The following is a 22648-nucleotide window of genomic DNA, read 5'->3' as shown; positions in this document are numbered from 1 at the left end:
TTGCGTTACCGTGATAAATCCCTTCGGGATTTACACTTGGCGCGGGGTGGAGCAGCCCGGTAGCTCGTCAGGCTCATAACCTGAAGGCCGCAGGTTCAAATCCTGCCCCCGCAACCACTGAGACTTGTAACCGCTTCCAGTCGGCTTCCTTCTCCTTGAGAATAGCCTGGAAGCGGCTCAGGTAGTAGGCTTTCCCCTTCATATCCCTGAACTCGCCGGCCTTCACACGGGTGCTGTAATCCCGTTGATAGTGCTCGCGCATTCTCATGCTGTAGTCCTGAAACGCTTCCATCGATGCAAGGATCGATGCCAACCGGCCATGAATGGTCAGGTCTGCGCGGCGATTGTCGGGGGAGGGCGCAATCACCACCTTCTGAACGAGGGAGCGGACAAACTGGCCGTAGCCCGCAAGCATGTCGTTGCCATCTCCGGCACCCTTCAGTGACGTCGTCATGGCATCCAGAACCGACTGGAACATTGACGGGTTCACAACGATCGGGTCGCCCGAATTACGCAGGCTAGCGCTATCGCTCTTCTTCCGTCTCAGTGAAATTGGCGTGGCTGCTTCCAGCTCGAGCGTCAGGTGCGTACGCTCCTTCTCTAAATCGTCGAGCATCTGGTCAAAGGCAGCGATCTTCATCTGGCCGGCAAGCATGCGCTGGGTCATCTGTTCGGCGATCAGTTTCTGTTTGGACGAGATTGCATTCAGTTTGGCCTCGATCGTCTCCGCGGCCCTGGCGCTCGCAGCCGCGGCCTTCTGAACCTGGCGATTGATTTCCTCCTGGAAGGAGGTCGTGCGCTCGGGCGTCAGCAGGTTGGTCGGAATGGCGTCTAGCACCCGCGCTTCCAGCTCCTGGCGGCTGATGGTCTTGGCATTGGTGCAGACGATTCCGCCGAGATCGTCGATCGGCAGTTTCTTCTGGCGGTTCGTGCAGCCGTAACGGTCCTTGGCCATAATGGCATAGGGGCCGCAGCAATGGTCGCATTCGAGCAGGCCGCTCAGCAGATACTGCGGCCGGTGAGCACGGTTGAGCCGGTTGGTCGTCGTGTGGCTGAAGCTTGCCTCGACCGCCAGCTGGCGCTGCTTGACCTTCGCCCACAGCTCGTCGGAAACAATCCGCAGCTCCGGCACCTCGCCGACCACCCACTCGCTCTTGTCATTCATCCGCGCTTCACGGTTCTCGGTGTCACCGCCGGAGCCGGACAGCATCTCCATCAGACTTTCGATGATGACCAGTTTGGCACGTATCTGCCTGTTTCCGGTGGCTCGCCGTTCCATCAATGGCTTCAGGCTCGATAACTGCTGATGGACCGCTTCAGCCTCGCGGGAGGTCCCGAGAAGAAGAGCATATGGTTGCTGCTGGCGGGACCGCAAAATGCCCCCGACGATCTGAAGCGCATAGTTTAGGTTGGCTCCGAATCTTTAATTCTGCCGCAACTCCGCAAGAAGTGCGACGACAAACTCCGTCGCTTTTGCAACTCGTTCTTCTGTCAACACCTCAGGTGTCGCGATCGGACGGCTTAGGAGCGATGCAAGCGCTGCGGGGACATTTCCTTTCGAGGGCTGATGACGCAGCAAGAGGTCGATTGATCGTTCGAGCCGCTTTTCCTCCTTTATGATCCGACCCAGACCATGAAGGATGACGGTCGATGCAGACCTATTCTCGAGGAAAACATGTTCTCTTGCGTCCAAATGCGCTTGAGCCGCCTTCAATATCTCATCCTGCAATTCGATCGGGCACCGACCGAAAGACCATGTGGCGGCAAGAAGAAGACTGTTATCGGGCAACGGACGGCGGCTCGTGACTGCGGATACGCAGACAGAGGAAACGAGCGCCAAAGCGCGATCCAGTGCGACGGCCATATTGGGTTCGAGCGCGTCGGGTGGATCGCCATCAAAGTCAAGCAGGCGCGCAGGCTTGAATCCGCTGCCGTTACCGACAGTATCGATGGCAACCTGTCTCGACAAGAACTCGCGTAGCTTGCCTGCGTCCTTCAATTCAAATTTCGAGATGAAAGGCCCGCCGCCACCGGTGCCGGCTATGGCGAGAGGAACCCGCTGCGGACGGCCCAGCGCAACGGCTACCGCGAGCGGGATTGGGAGACGCGTGCCGTAACCGTCGAGCTGCGCATTCCGAAGCTTAGGAAGGGCTCTTACTTTCCGGGCTTCCTGGAGCCGCGGCGCATGGCCGAGAAGGCGCTGACGGCGGTCATTCAGGAGGCCTACGTGCAGGGGATCTCGACCCGCTCGGTCGACGATCTGGTCAAGGCCATGGGCATGAGCGGCATCTCCAAGAGCCAGGTCAGCCGGCTGTGCGAAGAGATCGACGGCAAGGTCAAGGCCTTCCTCGAGCGGCCGATCGAGGGCGACTGGCCGTATCTGTGGATCGATGCCACCTACCTGAAGGTTCGCCGTGGCGGCCGCATCGTCTCCGTCGCCGTCATCATCGCCGTCGGTGTCAACAGCGACGGTCGCCGCGAGGTGCTGGGCATGGAGGTCGGCACCTCCGAGGCCGAGCCGATCTGGACCGAGTTTCTACGAAAGCTGACCCGCCGTGGCCTCAGAGGCGTCAAGCTGGTCGTCTCCGACGCCCACGAGGGCCTAAAGGCCGCCGTCACCAAGGTGCTCAACGCAACCTGGCAGCGCTGCCGGGTCCACTTCATGCGCAACGTTCTTGCCCACGCCGGCAAGAGCGGTCGGCGTGTCGTCTCCGCCTTCATCGCCACCGCCTTCGCCCAGGAGACGCCGGAAGCCGCAAGCGCCCAATGGCGCGCCGTCGCCGACCAGATCCGGCCGAAGGTCCCCAAGCTCGCCGCCATCATGGATGATGCAGAAGAAGACGTTCTCGCCTACATGACCTTCCCGAAGGAGCACCGCGCCAAGCTGCACAGCACCAACCCGATCGAGCGCCTCAACGGCGAAATCAAGCGCAGGACCGAGGTCGTCGGCATCTTCCCCAATGATGACGCCATCGCCTGCTATCGTCGTCCGCAGGCTGTTGTCCCCATCCGACTTTGAGGGGGGCGATCCGAAAGACCCCGCATTGTCGATGCTCTTGGAAATTTTCGACGCATTCGGATGGAAAGCTTCGCCCGAACAGCTTCGCAGCAAGCAAGACGAACTCCACAAACTCCGTCTTGGACGCGGCTGAGAAAGTTCGTCGGATGCCATTGCGATGGACGATTTCGGGATGAAGATTTTGTTCTTATCAGTTGGAAAAAATCCTACTGCATGATGAAGGCCATCTTGCGGGCGTTGGAGATATCGGTAGGTTGCCGCCATGACCTCAATGCGCACCCCCGCTCTGGCTTCGGATGTAATCGGCGTAGGCTCCTACACCGCGCACGAAGCTGCGCGCCTATTGAGGACGCCTGCCCTCAACGTAAATCGCTGGCTGCGGGGATACACCTATAAGCGCGGTGGTGAGGCTCGCCAGATGCCCCCGCTCTGGACGACGCAACACATCGCCATTGAGGACCACCTTGAGATCGGCTTCCGCGATTTGATCGAACTGCGCTTCGTCAAGGCGTTCCTCGATGCAGGCGTCGGTCTGTTCGCTATTCGCAACTGCCTCGATTATGCGAGGGAATGCGCGAATGATGAGCGTCCATTTTCTACCCGGCGTTTCCAGACGGACGGGCGCACTATTTTTCTCGAAAGTATCGAGCGCGCGGGGGATCAGCTCGGCGAGCCGAAACTGCTCGACCTCAAGAAAAAGCAGTATGTCTTCAAACAGGTCATCGAACGGACCTTTAAAGACCTCGACATCGAAGATGACGCCGTGGTCCGTTGGCGACCATTCCATGGCAAGAAGTCGATTGTGATCGATCCGGGCAGGGCCTTCGGCCAGCCCATCGCATATGATTTTGGAGTTCCGACAGTAGCTCTGGCCGAAGCGGTTGAGGCGGAAGGGTCGGTCGAGGATGTTGCGCGGATATTCGATGTGCCGGTGGCCGTCGTTCGCGATGCGCTGCAATTCGAGAGCGATCTGAAGAGAGCAGCTTGAAGGTTCTGGTAGATGAAAACCTTCCTCCCGCGCTCGCCCGTTCCTTGAACGCATTGTTTGCCGGGAAGCACGAGATCATTCACGTTCGGGAGCGGTATGGGCCGGGCGTCAAGGATATCCAATGGATTACAGAATTGAGCGCCGAGGGCCGATGGATCGTTATATCTGGTGATCGTCGGATCACTCGAAACAAAACCGAATACAATGCCTTCCGCAATTCACATTTGGTGGGGTTCTTCCTCTCGAAAGGGCTGTATAAATCCCCGCTCATCAAGCAGATGGAGCGCATCCTTGCCCTATGGCAGACGATTGAAACGCAATCGGCTCTCGTGCAGGGCGGAGCAATGTTCGAATTGCCCATGACCAGCACTCGTATCAAACAGATATGAACGGCGCGCACACGCAACCGGGCGGAAGCCGAGCGAGGAGGGGTAGGCAGGTTTTTATCCATTGAATCACCGGTCGGCAATCAGCAAGATCGGTGGTGCAAGGCAACCGTCAGCATTCGTGGAATAATGGCATCTTTTGTGATTATGCAACTCAAATTTGAAAGACGTTTTCGAGGCCGAAAGTCGAATGGCAGTTATCGCTCAACGCGATGCGACAGCTGCCGACGGGTTGCGGCCCCTATACAGCCATTACCCGAGTGTGCATTCTGTAGGTTGCTTATGATGAGCGCAGAAACTATTGCCGCAAATCAATACGGAACCTGATGCAGTACAAGTCTCTGTGTCCTCAGGGCCCCCCGCAACCAAAATTCCCTGCGATCCACAAAAGCCCCCCTGCGGGGATTCTTGCGTTTGACCCCGCCACAAAACCGCGTTCGCAGTCGCCCGGCAAGCAATCCCCACAGCACCCAGCACCGCAAAAACCGCCCTCACTTGATCCAGACCACAGACCAAGGCAAATAAAGCACCACCTGCAGCGTCCAGCGCAGATCAATCGGCCAGCTCGTCGTCGTTTTTCCGTCGACGGCTGCGGCCGGCCTTGCCGCATGCGCCGCGCAATGTGGCCGAAACACCATAAGTGCGCTGTGCGTCACGTCGTCCGATGACGCCGTTTCGAATATCCTGGCAAAGCTGCAGCTTGAACGGCGTCGAGTGCCCTCGATATGGTCCTCGGGACTTCATGAGCCTTCTCCGATTGAGGCCCACAGAGCGTATCAGTTTTTCCGTGTCCCGTGGCCCAGCCCGAGGGGTTCACTCCAAGGCCGTGTGCAAGATGTTGAGCGAATTTGATCTGCTTAACCCCAAACACCCAAACACGTTTGATTGCATCAAATGCGGCCACAACAGTGGGATCATCCCTACGAGCTTCCATGCATATGAAGCTCAATGTCGTCGAAATTTTCACCGCATCGGCGATGAAGAGCCCGTGGGCTTGTTGTTCATGGAGAGCGATCGACTCACGGCAGAGGCTCAAGCCAACGCCCGTGCGGACCATGGCGACCATCGACGCTTCCTGATCAACCTGGGAGACGATGTTCTGGCGCAGGCCAAGATCGGTGAACAGGCGTGCCAGCAGTCGGTTATGCACCGAAGCGGGTGGTGTACCGATCCAGGGCAGGGATGCTAGCTGTACCCAATCCGCACCGCGCACGAAGCTGGCAAGCGACGGCGGGGCGACGACGCGATAAGTCAGTTGTGCCAGTTCCCTGCCATAAAACAGTTTGGTGGTAGTTTCATCCGAAAGCTCGGCTACAGGATCGTAGTCCCTTGGGTCTCCGAGGAAGAATCCAGCATCCAGTTCATTCCGTCGAAGCCCTTCCGGTACATCTCCACTCATGCCATGGCGCAACGTCGTCTCGATGCCTGGCCCGCTTTCGATCAGCGCCTTCAGAAACGCACCCAAGCGTGTGAACTCCGGGTCGATGATGGTGCCGATCCGAAGTTTCCCCCGCACGCGCGTCGCCAGGTGCCCGGCCGTCTGCCCGAAATCCGTAAGTGCCGCCAACACCTGCTCCGCCTTGGCGGCAAGAAGAGCTCCCTCCTGCGTCAGCTCCAGACCCGTGGACGTCCGCCGGAACAAGGTGAGCCCGGTATCGGCGGCAAGGCGCTTCAATTGCAGCGTCACAGCAGGTTGGGTGATATGCAGTTGCTCCGCGGCGCGCGTGACGTTGCCTTCGCGCGCGACAGTAGCGAATGCCCTCAATGTTCTCAGGTCAATTGATTGAAGCATATTAGTTTCACTTATAATGCCTTATGCTATTTGTCATTGGATTTCTGCGTCACTCCTCCGCTATTCCTGAAAATAGAGATGAGGAGGAGGCTAAAATGCCACGGCAAATCGTCGAATCTTATGATTGTGCGGTGTTGAATCGCAGCAGGCGGGCAAGCCGATGACCAGCCGCGCTTCTTACCCCGTCGACGATAGTTTTGACTATATCATCGTCGGTGGAGGCTCCGCAGGCTGCCTGCTCGCCAATCGCCTCAGCCGCGATCCCGCGATGCGCGTGCTGCTGCTAGAAGCTGGCCGCAAGGACGACTATCACTGGATTCACATCCCCGTCGGCTATCTCTATTGCATCGGTAATCCGCGCACCGACTGGCTGTACAAGACCGAACCGGATGCCGGGCTGAACGGCCGGTCGCTGCGCTATCCGCGCGGCAAGACTCTGGGTGGCTGCTCCTCGATCAACGGCATGATCTATATGCGCGGCCAGGCGCGCGACTTCGACGGCTGGGCGACGGCGACCGGCGATGCCGCCTGGTCCTGGCAGAATTGCCTGCCCGATTTCAAGGCGCATGAGGACCATTACCGGCTCGACAACGGCGCGGACCCGAAGACCGGCGGCAACAGCCGGTTCTCCGACATGCACGGTCACGGTGGCGAATGGCGGATAGAGAAGCAGCGGCTCAAATGGGACATCCTCGAATCCTTCGCCGAGGCCGCCGTCGAGGCCGGTATTCCGCGCTCCGACGATTTCAACAGCGGCGACAATGAGGGTGTCGGCTATTTCGAGGTCAACCAACGCTCCGGCTGGCGCTGGAATACCTCCAAGGCTTTCTTGCGCCCGGCGAAACACCGCCCGAACCTGACGATTTGGACGCAATCCCACGTCGAAAGGCTGATTCTGGAAACCGAGGGTTCCGGTCACAAGCGTTGCGTTGGCGTTATGCTTCAGCGGCAAGGACGCAGTGCGCAGGTTCGTGCGCGCAGTGAGGTCATCCTTTCCGCCGGCGCGATCGGTTCGCCGCAGATCCTGCAATTGTCGGGCATCGGGCCGGGCGCTCTCTTGAAGCGCCAAGGCGTCGAGGTCGCGCACGACTTGCCGGGCGTCGGGGAAAATCTTCAGGACCATCTGCAAATCCGCGCGGTCTTCAAGGTCGGCAATGCCAAGACGCTGAACACGCTCGCCAACAGCCTGTTCGGCAAGGCGATGATCGGGCTCGAATATATGCTGAAGCGCAGCGGCCCCATGAGCATGTCGCCCTCGCAGCTCGGTGCCTTCACCCGTTCAGATGACAGCCAGGCCCATGCTAACCTGGAGTATCACGTCCAGCCGCTCAGCCTCGACGCCTTCGGCGAGCCGTTGCACAACATTCCCGCCTTCACCGCAAGCGTCTGCAACCTCAATCCGACCAGCGTCGGAAGCGTGCGCATTCGCTCCGGCAAGGCGTCGGATGCCCCGGCGATCGCGCCGAACTATCTCAGCACCGAAGAGGACCGCCGTATTGCTGCCGAGAGTCTCCGGCAGGTGCGCAAGATCGTGTCGCAGCCGGCGCTCGCGAAATACCAGCCGCGGGAGTGGAAACCCGGCTTGCAGTTTCAGAGCGACGAGGAGCTCGCCCGGCTCGCGGGCGATATCGCCAACACCATCTTTCATCCCGTCGGGACGACGAAGATGGGCCGTGACGATGATCCGATGGCGGTGGTGGACAGCCGTCTTCGGGTGCACGGCATCGATGGCCTGCGCGTCGTCGACGCAGGCATCATGCCGAAGATCACCAGCGGCAACACGAACGCACCGACGCTGATGATCGCCGAAAAGGCGGCCGGCTGGATCATTGCCGATGCACGCGTATAGGAAATCCTTGGGAGGACAGTCGAAATGACATCGATCGCGCGCTCCGCGCTTCCGCTTTCCGGCGTTCGGGTGGTTGATTTCGGGCAATATATTGCCGGCCCGGCTGTTGCCATGATCCTTGGCGATCTTGGCGCGACGGTCGTGCATGTCGATCCGCCCGGCGGCCCGCTTTGGGATAATCCCGCCAATGCCATCCTCAACCGCAACAAGCTGATCATCACCCTCGACCTCAAGACAGCGGAGGGGGTGGAACAGGCAAAGGCGTTGGTCGCCGAGGCCGATATTGTTGTTGAGAATTTCCGCCCCGGCGTGCTCGCCCGGCTTGGAATCGATTTTGCAGCGCTCCGCAAGGCGCGGCCGGAGCTGATCACCCTGTCGATCCCCGGTTTTGCCTCCGACGATCAGCTTCGCCGTGACTGGAGGGCCTTCGAGGCGGTAATTGCGGCGTCCTCCGGCGTCTTCACGGATATGGGCCTCAATCGCGTGCTCATGGGCATCAACCCGTCTTTCTCGCCGCTGCCGCTCTCTTCCGCCTACGGCACAATGCTTGCGGCGTCGGCAACGGTGCTGGCGCTTCAGGCGCGCGAGCGCACCGGGCACGGCGACCACATCGAAGTGCCGCTGGCAAGTGCCGTCATGGAGGGCCTCTCCTACAATTCGATCCTGATCGATGATTATCCGCTGCGTTACCAGACCCAGCGCGAGCGGGAGATCGAGCGGCGGCGCGGCGAGGGCCTGCCGATGGATATGTCCTATGACGACCTCCAGGAGTTCCTCGATCCCTTCTATCGCAGCTATATGTGCGCCGACGGGCGGATGTTCTACGTCGTCTGCCCCAGCCACAAGAACCATGCGAAGCGCTGCCTGCAAGCCCTCGGCCTCTACGATGAGCTGGTGGCCGAGGGACTGCGCGAGGAGGAAGACACCTATCTTCCGGTCTCTCAATGGTCGTCGGACGTTTCGCTTGGCGTCTATCCGCTCCCGAAATTCTGGGCCGACAAGATCGCGGCCCGCATGAAGGAGGTCTTCCTGACGAAGACGGCGGCCGAATGGGAACGCATCTTCGGGGAAGGGCTGTTTCCGGGTGCGCCACAGCGCTGGCTAAAGGAATGGATCGCCGACGATCACGCCAAGGCTGCCGGCCTCATGATCGAGGTGGACGATCCGACCCTCGGCCGCATGATCCAGCCCGGGCCGATGGCGTGGCTGCAAGAGAGCGCGGACGCCATGTTAACGCCGCACCCTCGGCGCTGGGGAACGGTCAAGGATGCGCTGGCGATGTTTGCAGATATGGAGCGTCCTTCCTTGCCGGCCCCTCCGACCGACGCCCCCGGTGGCTGGCTGGATGGCGTCAGGGTACTTGATCTCTGCAATGTGATTGCCGGCCCGCATTCGGTCGCCTATCTCGCCCGCTTCGGCGCGGAGGTCATCAAGATCGATCCGGCCAAGCCGCTCTATGATTGCTGGAACACCGTGATCTTCGGCATGTCGCACATGCGCGGCAAGCAGTCCGTGCTCCTGAACATCGGTTCGCCCGATGGCCGCGTTGTCTTCGAGGAACTGGTGCGCTCCGTCGACGTCGTGGTCTGGAATGCCACCGACCGTCAGGTCAAGGCGATGGGGCTCGATGCCGGAAACCTGGAGGCGCTCAATCCGCAGGCGATCTTCTGTCAGCTCGATTGTTTCGGCGGCGTGCGCACCGGCCCGCGCACCGACTATCTCGGCTATGATGACCTCGTGCAATCGGCGACCGGCATCATGCTGCGTTTCGGCGGCTCGATGGAAACGCCGGAGGAACATGCCCATGTCGGCACTATCGATGTCATGTGCGGCTTCGGTGCGGCGGTCGGCATTGCCGCTGCTCTCTACCAGAAATCCAGAACCGGGATCGTCGGTCGCCCGCGCACGTCGCTGTCGGCGCTGACCGGCCTCGCGCAGATACCGTTCTGCTACGACTATGCGGGGCGTGGTCCCTTCGATGAGCCGTCCGGACGCGAAACCAAGGGTTATCATGCCCTGTCGCGGCTCTACGAAACGGCAGGCGGCGATCACCTTCTTTTGTGCGCCTCGGAAGCCGATCTTCCGCGCTTCGGCAAGGTTGAAGGTCTGAGAGGGATTGTTGAGATGGTCGCGTCCGATCGCGAGGCCTATCTCGCAGGGGCTTTCCTGACCGCGCCGGCGGAAACCTGGCAGCAGCGCCTGCAGGAAGCCGATATTGGCGTATCGCTCTGTGAGAACATCGAAACGATCCGCAGCCGCAATGCCCGCGTTGCCGACGGCACGCCCGGGATCGACCGGGGCAGCTATTCCTTCTCGATCTTCCGGAACCATCCGAGCGGGCACACGGTCACACAGCTCGATCCCTTCGCCGTCCGTCCGGCCGTCGGCAAGGTCACGGCTGTCGCGCCGGCGGAGAAGTACGGGGCGTCCACGCGCGCCGTTCTCCGGTCCCTGAACTACACCGACGTCGAGATCGACCGGCTGATCGCCTCCGGTACGATCAGCGAGACCTGGAGTGCTGAGTATCTGCCAAGCTAGCAGGAAACGGCGGCTTCGGGTTCTGAGGAGGATACCGGAGCCGCCGGCGGCCCGCTGAGGTACGCGATGGCGTCGACGGGCTTGAAACTTCAACATCGCGCATAGGGAGGAAATGCCATGAAAGAACTCTTCGCCTCGACATGCCTTGCAGCAGCGATGCTGACCTTTGGCAATTCGGCGCAGGCAGCGGATTGCGGCGACGTCACCATCGCTAGCATGAACTGGCAGAGCGCCGAAGTGCTCGCCAGTCTGGACAAATTTATCCTGACCGAGGGTTATGGTTGCAACGCCGAAATCATACAGGGCGATACGGTCCCGACGATCACGTCGATGACCGAAAAGGGCCAGCCCGACATCGCGCCGGAAGGGTGGGTCGATCTTCTGCCTGATGTCGTCAACGCCGGCGTTGCGAACGGAAAGCTCGTCGTTGCATCGACCGTCCTGACCGACGGCGCGGTGCAAGGCTGGTGGATTCCGAAGTACCTCGCCGACGCTCATCCGGACATCAAGACGATCGATGACGTCCTCAAGCATCCGGAACTGTTCCCGGACCCCGAAGACAAATCGAAGGGTGCGATCCACAATGGCCCGCAGGGCTGGGGCGGTACGGTCGTGAGCAGCCAACTCTACAAGGCCTACGGCGCTGAGGCGGCGAACTTCACGCTGGTCGATACCGGTTCGGCCGCCGGTCTCGACGGCTCGATTGCCAAGGCTTACGAGCGCAAGGAGGGCTGGGTTGGCTACTACTGGGCCCCGACCGCGCTTCTCGGCAAGTACGAGATGGTCAAGGTCGAGCATGGCGTACCCTACGATGCGGCCGAGTGGAAGCGCTGCAACACGGTTGCGGATTGCCCGGACTCAAAGAAGAATGACTGGCCGAAGGATACGGTCCAGACGCTCGTGACCAAGGCGTTCTCCGAGCGCGCCGGCGTGGACGTCATGGGCTACCTCAACAAGCGCGCCTGGAGCAACGACACGGTCAACAAGCTGATGGCCTGGATGACCGACAACCAGGCAAGCGGCGACGACGGCGCAAAGCACTTCCTCGAAGAGAACGAGGCCATGTGGAAGGCGTGGGTATCGCCGGAAGCTGCCGAGAAGATCAAGGCAGCACTCTGATCCCGTTCAAGACGTTGCTGGCGCGCCCCGGTGGAACATGCTGCGCCGGCAACGAACAGCGCGTCAAAGGATGCGCTTACCGTTATCGAGGAGGATGGATTTTGGATTGGTTATTCAGCTTTCCCCACATGGACGATGCGTCTTTACGCGATCTCAAGAAGGTGATCGACGAGGGGTTTCGCGGTTTCACGCGTGCCTATGGCGACGGTCTTGAAGCAATTTTCGAGCCGCTACAGCACTTTCTGATCTGGTCGGAACGCTTCATGACGAAGACGCCTTGGCCGATTATCCTCCTGTTGATCGCTGCTGTCGCCTGGTTCGCCAGCCGTAATTGGAAGATCGTCGCGGGAACGGTCGTGACGCTGCTGCTCATTGGTTATTTCGATATGTGGGACGACACGATGAAGACGGTCTCGATGATCTTCGTCTGCACGGTGCTGTCGATCGTCGTCGGTATTCCCATCGGCATCGCCATGTCCCGCTCGGACAGAGTCCAGAACGTCATCAACCCGATCCTCGACGTCATGCAGACCATGCCGAGCTTCGTCTACCTGATCCCCGTCGTCATGCTGCTTGGCATCGGCAAGGTTCCCGGCCTGATCGCGGTGGTGATCTACGCCATCCCGCCGATGATCCGCCTGACGAATCTCGGCATTCGCTTGGTCGACAAGGACGTGCTGGAGGCAGCCGATGCCTTCGGTTGCTCGAACTGGCAGAAGCTGAAGAACGTGCAGATGCCGCTTGCGCTCCCCACCATCATGGCGGGCATCAACCAGACGATCATGATGGCGCTCGCCATGGTGGTCATCGCCTCGATGATCGGCGTTCAGGGCCTTGGACAGCCGGTGCTGAAGGCGATCTCCAACCAGTACTTCACGCTCGGGATCTTCAACGGTCTCGCCATCGTCGGCATCGCCATCATCTTCGACCGCGTCAGCCAAGCTTTCGGCGCGCGCCTTCAAAAGCACCGGGAGGTGGTTCATGGGTAACAAAAAAATTGGTGGCTTCGGCATCGAAATCAAAAAGCTCTACAAAATCTTCGGTCCAAATGGTGCGGATTGCGTCAAACTTGTCGAGCAAGGTGTCACGAAGACGGAATTGAACGCAAAGCATGGCCATGTCCTTGGTTTGAGAGATATCAACATCTCAATGCCGGCTGGCGGCATTCAGGTGATCATGGGACTTTCGGGATCGGGAAAGTCCACGCTCATCCGCCACATTAATCGCCTTATCGACCCGACGTCCGGTGAGGTTATCATCGGCGACGAGGATGTGGTCAAGATGGATGCCGTGCAGTTGCGTGAGTTCCGTCGGCATCAGACCGCCATGGTGTTCCAGAAGTTTGCGCTTCTCCCCCACCGCACCGTTCTCGAAAACACCCTCTATGGCCTGGAGATACAAGGGGCACCTCGTAACCGGCAGGTCGACTGCGCCATGCGGTGGATCGAACGTGTCGGACTCAAGGGTTTCGAGAGCAAATATCCCAATCAGTTGTCGGGCGGTATGCAACAGCGTGTCGGTCTTGCCCGTGCGCTGGCGAACGATGCGCCGATCCTGCTTATGGACGAGGCGTTTTCCGCGCTGGACCCGCTCATTCGCGTCGACATGCAGACCGTGCTCCTCGACCTGCAGAAGGAGATCAAAAAGACAATCGTGTTCATTACCCATGACCTAGACGAGGCGCTGAGGCTCGGGGACCGCATCGCGATATTGCGGGATGGGGAAGTCGTGCAGCAGGGCACCGGGCAGGACATCGTGATGAACCCGGCCGACGATTACATCGCCAGCTTCGTCCGGGAAGTGAACCGCGCGCGCGTCATCAAAGTCGAGACAGTCGCCACCCCGCTGAATGCTTCGGCCCGTGAGTTGAAGATTTCGGTGCCGGCCGGCGCGAAGTTGGAGGAAGCGGCAAGAGCGATGACGCTGGCCGGGGCAAGCGAGATCGCCGTTGTCGATGGCGACGGTCAGGCCATAGGTGTGCTGACGCTTCCCCAGGCGGTTGACGCCATGGTCAATGCGCAAGTGGCGTGCTCAACGTCCGACGCTAAGAAAGTCGCGTAGGCGAAATAGGGAAATCCAGGAATGGGAATCTCAGATGTTTGACGCCGTCCTGATCGAAAAGTCTGACAGTGGGCAGGAAGCCGGTCTTTCCAGGATCGATACCTCGCAACTTCCCCAAGGCGACGTGCTGGTGGAGGTCGCGTGGTCGACCCTGAACTACAAGGATGCTCTGGCGATTACCGGGGCCTCCCGGTGGTGCGCAGTTTTCCGATGGTGCCGGGGATCGATTTTGCGGGCGTCGTCGTCGAAAGTTCCCATTCCGCCTTTGAGCCGGGCGACCGGGTGGTGCTGAACGGCTGGGGTGTTGGGGAAAGGCATTGGGGTGGCCTGGCAGCAAGGGCGCGTGTAAGTGGAGACTGGCTGGTGCCTTTGCCGGAAGGGATCAGCCTTCGGAACGCCATGGCGATAGGGACCGCTGGCTACACGGCAATGCTGTGTGTCATGGCGCTGGAGCGCACCGGTGTGATGCCCGACAGCGGAGAAGTGGTGGTAACCGGCGCGGCCGGTGGTGTCGGCAGCATTGCAACCATGTTTTTGGCCGCGCGCGGCTACCGCGTTGCTGCCGTTACAGGGCGGATGACCGAAGCGGATTATCTCACCAGCCTCGGTGCCACGACCATCATCGACCGGGCGGAGTTCACGCAGGTCGGCCGACCTTTGGCCAAGGAGCGTTGGGCGGGAGCCATCGACGTGGCAGGCGGAGTAGTCCTGGCCAATGTACTGGCTTCGATGCGCTATCGCGGTGTCGTAGCCGCATGTGGACTGGCGGGCGGGATGGAACTGACCACGACGGTCGCGCCTTTCATCTTGCGTGGTGTGACGCTGGTAGGGATCGATAGCGTTATGTGTCCAAAATCCGAGAGGCTGATCGTCTGGCAACGACTCGCGCACGAAGTCGATATGGCAAGACTTGAGGCAATGACGACGGAAGTCCAGCTCTCCAATGTGGTCGCATTGGCCCCGCGATTCCTTGAGGGTGAGGTGCGAGGCCGCATTTTAGTGCCGGTCAATCCGCAGATTGATTGATATCGCTTCATATTTCACTGTCGGCGTGGGATAACGCTGGCAGTTCCAAAAGAGAACTTACGCCTGAGAGGCCTGCAAGCGCAGGATTGTTACAAGTCTCCGTGCGATCAGGCCCCCGCAACCAAATTCTCCCAAATCCATCAAAGCGCTCCGGGGAAACTCAGAGCCCCTTTTGCCGTCTCTGGGACATAAGCGCCCAACGCAAACGCCAGCCCCCGAGCCCGCCCCGCCCCCGTTGCCTCGGCAGTTGCCACGCTCTCCAAATCTAGAAGTCTCGAACAGCGAGCGTCTCGTCTCACCCCCAACTGGACAATCCCGAAAAAATCGAAACTATCGCTGCAATGACAAATCAGCGACCGGCGGCAAGGCCGGATGCAGCTGATGGCGGGGGAGCGAGAATGAACTACCGGGAGACCCCAAGCGTAGGGAGCAATCGCTCTTTCCATATGCTGTTTTTCGTGTGTGCCGTCTTGGCGATCCTCGGCAGCCTGCTCGCCGGGGCGGACGGTTCCGCCTGGCGCTGGTTGCACTACCTGACGAAGCCGACGGCAACGCTGTTGCTGCTCGTCGCTGTCCTGCGCAACGCTCGCCGCTCGTCCAGCGCCTATGCCATGGCGATCGTGATAGGTCTCGCCTTTGCTGCCGCCGGCGACGTCTTTCTCATGTTGCCGGGCGACTATTTTCTCGCCGGCCTCGTCTGTTTTCTGCTGACCCATTGCGCCTACATCTATGCGCTCACACGCGATGCCAGATTTGCCGCCCATCCTGGGGTGTTTGGCTTCTTCGCCTTGATTGCTCTTCTCGTCGTCGGCGGCTTGTGGACGTCGCTGCCGTCGGCGATGCGCGTCCCGGTCATCATCTACGCCCTGGCGCTTGGTGCGATGGCCGCCCAGGCCGTCTCCCGCGCCCGGCAGCTTTCGGCAACGCCACAGCAAAGTGGCGCCCGCCAGGCCGCTATCGGTGGCCTGTTGTTCCTGGTCAGCGACACGGTACTCGCCTATGGCCGCTTCCGATGGGACATTCCCTTCAATGCCCTCTGGGTGCTCGGCACCTATTATGCGGCGCAGTGGTTCTTCGCTCGCTCGACTGAAATCCGATGACAATCACACCCGATACCCCTTCAGATCTCGCCGCCACCTTCGACCGCTTGCGGCGCGCGTGGCTGCAGGCGCGCCCGCCCGTCGAGCAGCGCCGCGAGGATCTGAGCCGGCTCAGGAACCGCCTGAGCACCCGGATGGATGAGATGTGCAATGCGATCGACGCGGATTTCGGCCATCGCGCCCGGCATGAGACGATGCTTGGCGAAGGCGGCGTGGTGCTTTCCGAGATCGACCACACACTGGCGAAGCTCAAGCACTGGGTCCGGCCGGAGAGGCGAAAGGCAGGATGGAAACTCTGGCCGGCCAAGGCGGAAGTGCGCTTCGTGCCGCTCGGTGTCGTCGGCATCATCTCGCCGTGGAACTACCCGGTCAACCTGGCGCTTGCCCCCCTCGTGGCAGCAATCGCTGCCGGCAATCATGTCTTCCTGAAACCCTCGGAGCATACACCGCACACGGCCGAGTTTCTGCGATCGCTACTTGCCGAGGTGTTTCCGGAAAAGCGAGTTGCGGTCGCGATCGGCGGCCCCGAGCTCTCCGCCGCCTTCTCGACCCTGCCGTTCGATCATCTGTTCTTCACCGGCTCGACCGCCGTCGGGCGCAAGGTGATGGCGGCGGCCGCGCAGAACCTGACGCCGGTAACGCTGGAGCTCGGCGGCAAGTCGCCGGCGATCATCGGCGAGACAGCCGACCTCGCGAAAGCCGCCGCGCGTGTCGTAACCGGCAAGTTCTTCAATGCCGGCCAGACCTGCATCTCGCCCGACTACGTCCTCATTCATGAGAGCAGGCGCGACGCCTTCGTGGATCTGCTGAAGCAGGAAGTCGCGGCGCGTTATCCTGCAAAGCGAAAGCTCGAAGATTATACGTCCATCATCAATGCCGCTCAGTACGAGCGCCTGCAGTGCCTGATTGCCGATGCTGCGGCGCGCGGCCATGAGGTGGTCCCGCTTCTCGATGCGATTGAAGACAGCAGCGCCCGGCCGCGCCTTCTCCAGCCGACGCTCGTCATCGATCCGGATCGCGACAGCCCTGTCATGGGCGAGGAGATCTTCGGGCCGATCCTGCCGATGGTCAGCTACAGTTCGATCGAGGACGCGATCGGCTATGTGCTTGGCCATCATCGCCCGCTGGCGCTCTATTGCTTCAGCCGCAGCGAGGCGGAAATCGAGGCCATTCTTTCGCGTGTCGTTGCAGGCGGCGTCTGCGTCAACGACACGCTCTATCAGTTCGGCTGCAACGACCTGCCCTTCGGCGGCGTTGGTGCCAGCGGCATGGGCCACTACCACGGCCGCGACGGGTTCCTGACCTTCTCCAAGGCGATGCCGATCTTGAGAAAATATGATCCGGCGCCGAGTGATCTGGTGAAGCCGCCCTATCGGGGCATCGCCGACTGGGTCATCCGTTTCCTGTCGCGATAGGCGACCAAAAATTCTGCATCCACACTGCAATTTCGACTTGTAGCTCTAGTTGCTAGAGGTCGTAGCCTTGCTTCAGGATTTGCAAGGAGCAGGTTATGGCGAGCACTATTCGGGAAGCCCGTTATCGCGTCGAAGGCATGGATTGCGCGTCCTGCGCGACCAAGATCGACACGGCGGTGCGCAGGCTGTCGGGCGTCGAGGACGTCTCGGTTTCCGTGTCGGCGGGCACGATGTCGGTAAGATTCGCCGACGAGAACGATCTCGCAACGTCGATCGTGAGCAAGGTCGGAAAGCTCGGTTATCGCCTGCACCCGATCAACGCCGGCCAGATGCTGGAACGGAAAGCGGGGCACCTGTGCTCCGGCCACGACCACGGCGATCATGGTCACCATCATGATCATGGGCATGATCACCAACACCTATACGATCATCATCATGACGGTCACGCCGGGCCGAAGAGTGAAAACACCGCGGCGACCGCCATGGGGTTTCATGGCCAAGACCATAGCCCAACCAGTGGTGCCTGGTGGAAATCGGGCAAGGGCAGGCTGACGATCGCCAGTGGCCTGGCGCTGATCGCCGCCTATGCTGTCGGCAAGCTGGCCCCGGTCACAGAACCCTGGATCTTCACTCTGGCCATGCTCGTCGGCCTGCTACCGATCGCGCGCCGCGCCTTTGCGGCTGCCACCATGGGCACGCCGTTCTCGATCGAGATGCTGATGACGATTGCTGCCATCGGCGCGGTCTTCATCGGCGCGACCGAGGAAGCCGCCATGGTCGTGCTGCTGTTCCTGATCGGTGAGCTTCTGGAGGGCGTGGCGGCCGGAAAGGCGCGCGCCAGCATCCAGTTGCTGACGGCGCTCGTTCCGAAATCTGCCTTCGTCGAGCGCGACGGCCGGCTTGACGAAGTTCCTGCCGAGGCGCTCGCCGTCGGCGCCGCCATTCTCGTACGCCCCGGCGATCGCATTCCGGCAGATGGCGTGGTGCTTTCCGGTGAAAGCGCCGTCGACGAGGCGCCGGTGACCGGCGAGAGCACGCCGGTGCGTAAGGAAGTGAATGACATCGTCGTTGCGGGCACCGTCAATGGTTCCGGGGCGCTGCGCGTCCGGGTGACGGCCGCCGCGGCGGACAACACCATTGCACGCATCGTTCGCCTGGTGGAGGAAGCGCAGGAAAGCAAGGCGCCGACCGAGCGCTTCATCGACCGTTTCTCGCGTTATTATACGCCGGGTGTCGTCGTGGTCGCGGCGCTCGTCGCCGTGCTGCCGCCGCTTCTCTGGGGTGGCTCCTGGGATGAGTGGATCTACAAGGGCCTCGCCATCCTGCTCATCGGTTGCCCCTGTGCGCTGGTGATCTCGACGCCGGCCGCAATCGCCGCCAGCCTATCGGCGGGCGCCCGGCGCGGGCTGCTGATGAAGGGCGGCGCGGTGCTGGAAAACGTCGGCAAGATAACCGCCGCCGCCTTCGACAAGACCGGGACCCTCACTGAAGGCAAGCCGAAAGTAACGGACATCCTCGGCTTCGGCCGGTCGGAGAAAGAGGTTCTGCGTCTGGCGGCCGCGCTGGAGCAGGGATCGAACCATCCGCTCGCCCGCGCCATCCTGGAGCGAAGCACGGCCGACGGCCCTGTCGTCCCCAACATCGCGACCGTGAATGCGGTCGGCGGCAAGGGTCTTGAAGGGACCGTTGACGGCATCGCGCTGTTCTTCGGCTCGCCCAAGGCCGCCGCCGAGCGGAGTCCGATGACCGCCGAAGAGAAGGCGCGCGTCGCAGCTCTCAACGATGAAGGCAAGACGGTTTCGGTGCTGGTGGCCGGTGGCGTGATCGCAGGCGCCATCGCCATGCGCGACGAGCCGCGGCCGGATGCGGCTGCGGGTGTGAAGGCATTGACCGATGCCGGCCTTCGCGTCGTCATGCTGACCGGCGACAACCGGCGCACGGCGGAGGCGATCGGCCGCCAGTTCGGCATGGAGGTTCGGGCCGAACTGCTGCCAGAGGACAAGCAACGCATCATTCGTGAACTGAAGGCCGGAGGCTTCAACGTTGCCAAGATTGGCGACGGCATCAACGATGCGCCGGCGCTGGCTGCCGCCGATATCGGCATTGCCATGGGCGGCGGCACGGACGTCGCGCTGGAAACGGCGGATGCGGCGGTGTTGCATGGCCGGGTCGGCGACGTGGCGTCGATGATCAGGCTTTCCCGCTCGACGATGCGCAACATCGTTGAGAACATCACGATCGCGCTGGGCCTGAAGGCCGTCTTCCTGGTGACGACGATCATTGGCGTCACCGGTCTTTGGCCCGCCATCCTGGCCGACACCGGCGCCACGGTGCTCGTCACCATGAATGCGCTGCGGCTGCTCCGGCCCGTGCGAGCCGCTTGAACGACCCCAAAGTCCTCAAAAGCATGTCGCGCAAAAGTGTGCGGCGGTTTTGCGAGAACGGCATGGGAACATCAAAAGAGGACCGGCGGCACCCGTTGTCGCCGGTTTTTCGCGTCCAAGTGCCTGTGAATATTCACGCTGGACTCTGACCAGCGATCTGATGAGAGTATAAGGAGATCACGGTTGAGGGCTTTCGCCCCGAAAAATCGATGATAAACTTAGACCAAATGGTAAAAAAATCGCCGGCACGGTTTCTGGGAAGAATGCCGAAGCGGGCCAGTTTGGGGATCGCAAGGCCAATATGGACAATATTGCCATCGAACTGCGTGGGATCGACAAGAGTTTCGGCCCGGTCCACGCCAACAAGAACATCAATCTAAAGGTCCGCAAAGGGACGATCCACGGCATCATTGGCGAAAACGGTGCGGGAAAATCGACCCTGATGTCGATCCTCTATGGCTTCTACCAAGCCGATAGTGGTGAAATCCTCGTCGACGGCAAGCCCGTCGCCATCCGTGACCCGAATGCGGCGATCGCCGCCGGCATCGGCATGGTCCACCAGCACTTCATGCTGGTCGAGAACTTCACGGTGCTGGAAAACGTCATGCTCGGCGCCGAGGACAGCCAGATCCTCAACAAGGGCATTGCCAAGGCGCGCGTCGAGCTGAAGCGGCTGGAGCGCGAATACGCGCTGGAGGTCAATCCGGACGCGCTCATCGAGGAATTGCCGGTTGGTTTGCAGCAGCGTGTCGAAATCCTGAAGGCGCTCTATCGCCGTGCCGATATCCTGATCCTCGACGAGCCGACCGGTGTGCTGACGCCGGCCGAGGCCGACCACCTCTTCCGCGTTCTCGAACAGCTGAAGAGCCAGGGAAAGACCATTATCCTCATTACCCACAAGCTGCGCGAGATCATGGCGATCACCGACGAAGTGTCGGTCATGCGCCGCGGCGAGATGGTGGCGACGCGGACCACGGCCGAGACTTCGGTGGAGGAACTCGCCGAGCTCATGGTCGGGCGCCGCGTGTTGCTGCGCGTCGAGAAGGGTGAGGCGAAGCCCGGCGAGGTCAAGCTCGCAGTCGAGGGGCTTACCGTCAAGGATGGCCGCGGCGTCACCATGGTCGACAACGTTTCGTTCAATCTCCGGGCCGGCGAGATTGTCGGCATCGCCGGCGTCGCCGGCAACGGCCAGTCGGAACTGTTGGAAGCGATCGCCGGGATCCGCCGTGCCGTGTCCGGCTCCGTGCACCTGAATGGCAAGCCAATCGACGTCACCGGCCATGCCGACCCGGCGGAACTGCGCGATCGCGGCCTCGCCCATGTGCCGGAAGACCGCCACCATGTCGGCCTCGTCCTGAAGTTCGAGGAGTGCGAAAACGCCATCCTCGGCTACCATCATGACAAGCGCTACCTCAACGGCGTCTTCCTGAACATCGATGCTATCCGCGAGGATGCCGAGAAGCGCATCGCCGAATACGATATACGCCCGCCGAATCCGCGGCTGAAGACCGCGAATTTCTCCGGCGGCAACCAGCAGAAGATCGTGTTGGCGCGCGAAATGGAGCGCGGGCCCGATGTGCTGATCATCGGCCAGCCGACCCGCGGCGTCGACGTCGGCGCCATCGAATTCATCCATAAACGGATTATCGAGATGCGCGATCAGGGCAAGGCTGTCCTGCTGGTCTCCGTCGAACTCGATGAAATCCGCGCGCTTTCGGACCGTATCCTGGTCATGTTCGCCGGCCGCGTCGTTGGCGAGCGCGATCCGGATGCCACCGAGGGCGAACTCGGCCTGTTGATGGCCGGTGTCGAAGGCCGCAAGGAGGCCGCAGAATGAGCACCCCTTATGCAAAGCTCCCGGGCTGGGTCGAATATGGCCTCATCCCGCTGATCAATCTCGCGGTCGCCTTCCTCGTTGCCGGCCTGGTCGTGTTGCTCGTCGGCGAAAATCCGCTGGAGGCCGCCTATCACCTGATCAACGGCGCCTTCGGCCGCGGCGAATATCTCGGCTTTACGCTCTACTACGCGACGACCTTCATCTTCACTGGCCTTGCGGTCGCCGTCGCCTTCCATGCCGGCCTCTTCAACATCGGCGGCGAGGGCCAAGCCTACGTCGGTGGTATCGGCGTTGCGCTCGCCTGCCTCTGGCTCGACCAGACGATGCCCTGGTACGTCGTCTTCCCACTGGCGATCCTCGGTTCGGCTTTCTTCGGCGCGGCCTGGGCATTCCTTCCCGGTTGGCTGCAGGCCAAACGCGGCAGCCATATCGTCATCACCACCATCATGTTCAACTTCATCGCCTCGAGCCTGATGGTCTATCTGCTGACGCGTGTCCTGAAGCCGCTCGGTTCGATGGCGCCGCAGACGCGGACCTTCGCCGAAGGCGGGCAATTGCCGAAGCTGGACTGGCTGCTTGCGATCTTCGGGCTGGACGTCGGTACGGCGCCGTTCAACGTCTCGTTCCTGCTGGCGCTGGTTGCGGCCCTCTGCGTCTGGCTCCTGATCTGGCGCACCAAGCTCGGCTATGAAATGCGCACCATGGGCCACAGCCCCTCGGCAGCGCGCTACGCCGGCATGAGCGAAAGCCGCATCACCGTGATCACCATGATGATCTCGGGCGGCCTCGCGGGCATGATGGCGCTGAACCCGATCATGGGTGAACAAGCACGCATGCAGCTCGATTTCGTCCAAGGGGCAGGCTTCGTCGGCATCGCCGTGGCGTTGATGGGCCGCTCGCATCCGGCAGGCATCATCCCGGCCGCCGTCCTCTTCGGCATGCTCTATCAGGGTGGAGCCGAGATATCTTTCGAAATGCCGTCGATTTCCCGTGACATGATCGTCATCATCCAGGGCCTGGTCATTCTCTTTGCCGGCGCACTCGAAAACATGTTCCGGCCGGCGATCACCCGACTGTTCGCGATGCAGAGCCGCCGTGCGGCCGTCGTGGCACAGACCAAGGGAGCTTGAAGCC

Annotated in this window: 16 protein-coding genes, 1 tRNA gene and 3 pseudogenes; 17 read left to right on the top strand and 3 right to left on the bottom strand. The window is 61.1% G+C overall.

What is annotated here, in order from left to right; translation table 11 throughout:
- The first annotated feature begins 40 nt into the window (after window positions 1-40).
- The 3 genes from AC0C6X_RS05200 (at window position 41) to AC0C6X_RS05190 (ending at window position 1300) form a co-directional block, all read left to right on the top strand.
- A tRNA-Met gene (locus AC0C6X_RS05200) sits at window positions 41-117 on the top strand.
- Window positions 118-452: 335 nt separating this feature from the next.
- Window positions 453-761, top strand: a complete 309-nt coding sequence (locus AC0C6X_RS05195) for a hypothetical protein (protein WP_472952111.1) — start codon at window positions 453-455, stop codon at window positions 759-761.
- A gap of 215 nt (window positions 762-976) precedes the next feature.
- Entirely contained in the window at window positions 977-1300 is a 324-nt protein-coding gene (locus tag AC0C6X_RS05190) for a hypothetical protein (RefSeq protein WP_472952110.1), read from the top strand.
- Window positions 1301-1423: 123 nt separating this feature from the next.
- Here AC0C6X_RS05190 and AC0C6X_RS05185 read toward each other — a convergent pair whose 3' ends face one another.
- Window positions 1424-1999, bottom strand: a complete 576-nt coding sequence (locus tag AC0C6X_RS05185; RefSeq protein ID WP_472952109.1) for a hypothetical protein — start codon at window positions 1997-1999, stop codon at window positions 1424-1426.
- Between the two features lie 24 nt (window positions 2000-2023).
- On the opposite strand from AC0C6X_RS05185, the pseudogene AC0C6X_RS05180 reads away from it, so the two are divergent.
- The 3 genes and pseudogenes from AC0C6X_RS05180 to AC0C6X_RS05170 form a co-directional block, all read left to right on the top strand.
- Window positions 2024-2974: pseudogene (locus AC0C6X_RS05180) on the top strand (IS256 family transposase); the annotation flags it as partial.
- Window positions 2975-3281: 307 nt separating this feature from the next.
- Window positions 3282-4007, top strand: a complete 726-nt coding sequence (locus AC0C6X_RS05175) for a DUF433 domain-containing protein (protein WP_472952107.1) — start codon at window positions 3282-3284, stop codon at window positions 4005-4007.
- Entirely contained in the window at window positions 4004-4396 is a 393-nt protein-coding gene (locus AC0C6X_RS05170; protein WP_472952106.1) for a DUF5615 family PIN-like protein, read from the top strand. The genes AC0C6X_RS05175 and AC0C6X_RS05170 overlap by 4 nt, the downstream gene beginning before the upstream one ends.
- Window positions 4397-5045: 649 nt before the next feature.
- Here the strand turns inward: AC0C6X_RS05170 and AC0C6X_RS05165 are convergent.
- Window positions 5046-6185, bottom strand: coding sequence for a LysR family transcriptional regulator (locus tag AC0C6X_RS05165; protein WP_472952105.1), 1140 nt, complete (start codon window positions 6183-6185; stop codon window positions 5046-5048).
- Window positions 6186-6345: 160 nt separating this feature from the next.
- On the opposite strand from AC0C6X_RS05165, the gene AC0C6X_RS05160 reads away from it, so the two are divergent.
- The 6 genes and pseudogenes from AC0C6X_RS05160 (at window position 6346) to acuI (ending at window position 14778) form a co-directional block, all read left to right on the top strand.
- Window positions 6346-8034, top strand: a complete 1689-nt coding sequence (locus AC0C6X_RS05160; protein ID WP_472952104.1) for a GMC family oxidoreductase — start codon at window positions 6346-6348, stop codon at window positions 8032-8034.
- Window positions 8035-8058: 24 nt separating this feature from the next.
- The gene (locus AC0C6X_RS05155; protein ID WP_247958694.1) at window positions 8059-10572 is read left to right on the top strand and encodes a CoA transferase; all 2514 of its coding nucleotides are present in this window, start codon (window positions 8059-8061) and stop codon (window positions 10570-10572) included.
- 117 nt (window positions 10573-10689) lie between these two features.
- Window positions 10690-11691 carry an ABC transporter substrate-binding protein gene (locus AC0C6X_RS05150; protein WP_173519217.1) on the top strand — a complete coding sequence of 334 codons (1002 nt, stop codon included), beginning with the start codon at window positions 10690-10692 and terminating at the stop codon, window positions 11689-11691.
- A 101-nt stretch (window positions 11692-11792) separates the two neighbouring features.
- A complete protein-coding gene (locus tag AC0C6X_RS05145) occupies window positions 11793-12680 on the top strand; it encodes an ABC transporter permease (protein WP_247958692.1) in 888 nt (295 codons plus the stop codon).
- Window positions 12673-13752: a quaternary amine ABC transporter ATP-binding protein gene (locus tag AC0C6X_RS05140; protein WP_472952103.1), complete on the top strand. Its 1080-nt coding sequence runs from the start codon at window positions 12673-12675 to the stop codon at window positions 13750-13752. The genes AC0C6X_RS05145 and AC0C6X_RS05140 overlap by 8 nt, the downstream gene beginning before the upstream one ends.
- Window positions 13753-13786: 34 nt before the next feature.
- Window positions 13787-14778: pseudogene (acuI, locus tag AC0C6X_RS05135) on the top strand (acrylyl-CoA reductase (NADPH)).
- Window positions 14779-14792: 14 nt separating this feature from the next.
- Here acuI and AC0C6X_RS05130 read toward each other — a convergent pair.
- Window positions 14793-14840 (bottom strand): annotated as a pseudogene (locus AC0C6X_RS05130) (YSIRK-type signal peptide-containing protein); the annotation flags it as partial.
- A 336-nt stretch (window positions 14841-15176) separates the two neighbouring features.
- Between AC0C6X_RS05130 and AC0C6X_RS05125 the strand changes: the two are divergent.
- The 5 genes from AC0C6X_RS05125 (at window position 15177) to AC0C6X_RS05105 (ending at window position 22644) form a co-directional block, all read left to right on the top strand.
- Window positions 15177-15878, top strand: coding sequence for a lysoplasmalogenase (locus tag AC0C6X_RS05125; RefSeq protein WP_472952102.1), 702 nt, complete (start codon window positions 15177-15179; stop codon window positions 15876-15878).
- 2 nt (window positions 15879-15880) lie between these two features.
- Complete coding sequence (locus AC0C6X_RS05120; protein WP_472952116.1) at window positions 15881-17293, top strand: coniferyl aldehyde dehydrogenase; 1413 nt, start codon at window positions 15881-15883, stop codon at window positions 17291-17293.
- A gap of 95 nt (window positions 17294-17388) precedes the next feature.
- Complete coding sequence (locus tag AC0C6X_RS05115; protein ID WP_472952101.1) at window positions 17389-19677, top strand: heavy metal translocating P-type ATPase; 2289 nt, start codon at window positions 17389-17391, stop codon at window positions 19675-19677.
- A gap of 301 nt (window positions 19678-19978) precedes the next feature.
- Window positions 19979-21514 (top strand): ABC transporter ATP-binding protein, encoded by a 1536-nt coding sequence (locus tag AC0C6X_RS05110; protein WP_173518014.1) that lies wholly within the window; start codon window positions 19979-19981, stop codon window positions 21512-21514.
- Window positions 21511-22644: an ABC transporter permease gene (locus AC0C6X_RS05105; protein ID WP_173518015.1), complete on the top strand. Its 1134-nt coding sequence runs from the start codon at window positions 21511-21513 to the stop codon at window positions 22642-22644. The genes AC0C6X_RS05110 and AC0C6X_RS05105 overlap by 4 nt, the downstream gene beginning before the upstream one ends.
- Window positions 22645-22648 lie beyond the last annotated feature (4 nt).

This window comes from Ensifer sp. VA4 (assembly GCF_055710065.1).
This window is presented reverse-complemented; position numbering and strand designations above follow the sequence as displayed.

Coding starts and splice junctions, on each gene's coding strand:
- AC0C6X_RS05115 (WP_472952101.1), top strand. CDS start 17,389: ATGGCGAGCACTATTCGGGAAGCCCGTTATCGCGTCGAAGGCATGGAT.
- AC0C6X_RS05195 (WP_472952111.1), top strand. CDS start 453: ATGGCATCCAGAACCGACTGGAACATTGACGGGTTCACAACGATCGGG.
- AC0C6X_RS05190 (WP_472952110.1), top strand. CDS start 977: ATGGTCGCATTCGAGCAGGCCGCTCAGCAGATACTGCGGCCGGTGAGC.
- AC0C6X_RS05165 (WP_472952105.1), bottom strand. CDS start 6,185: ATGCTTCAATCAATTGACCTGAGAACATTGAGGGCATTCGCTACTGTC.
- AC0C6X_RS05105 (WP_173518015.1), top strand. CDS start 21,511: ATGAGCACCCCTTATGCAAAGCTCCCGGGCTGGGTCGAATATGGCCTC.
- AC0C6X_RS05155 (WP_247958694.1), top strand. CDS start 8,059: ATGACATCGATCGCGCGCTCCGCGCTTCCGCTTTCCGGCGTTCGGGTG.
- AC0C6X_RS05175 (WP_472952107.1), top strand. CDS start 3,282: ATGACCTCAATGCGCACCCCCGCTCTGGCTTCGGATGTAATCGGCGTA.
- AC0C6X_RS05125 (WP_472952102.1), top strand. CDS start 15,177: ATGAACTACCGGGAGACCCCAAGCGTAGGGAGCAATCGCTCTTTCCAT.
- AC0C6X_RS05110 (WP_173518014.1), top strand. CDS start 19,979: ATGGACAATATTGCCATCGAACTGCGTGGGATCGACAAGAGTTTCGGC.
- AC0C6X_RS05140 (WP_472952103.1), top strand. CDS start 12,673: ATGGGTAACAAAAAAATTGGTGGCTTCGGCATCGAAATCAAAAAGCTC.
- AC0C6X_RS05150 (WP_173519217.1), top strand. CDS start 10,690: ATGAAAGAACTCTTCGCCTCGACATGCCTTGCAGCAGCGATGCTGACC.
- AC0C6X_RS05160 (WP_472952104.1), top strand. CDS start 6,346: ATGACCAGCCGCGCTTCTTACCCCGTCGACGATAGTTTTGACTATATC.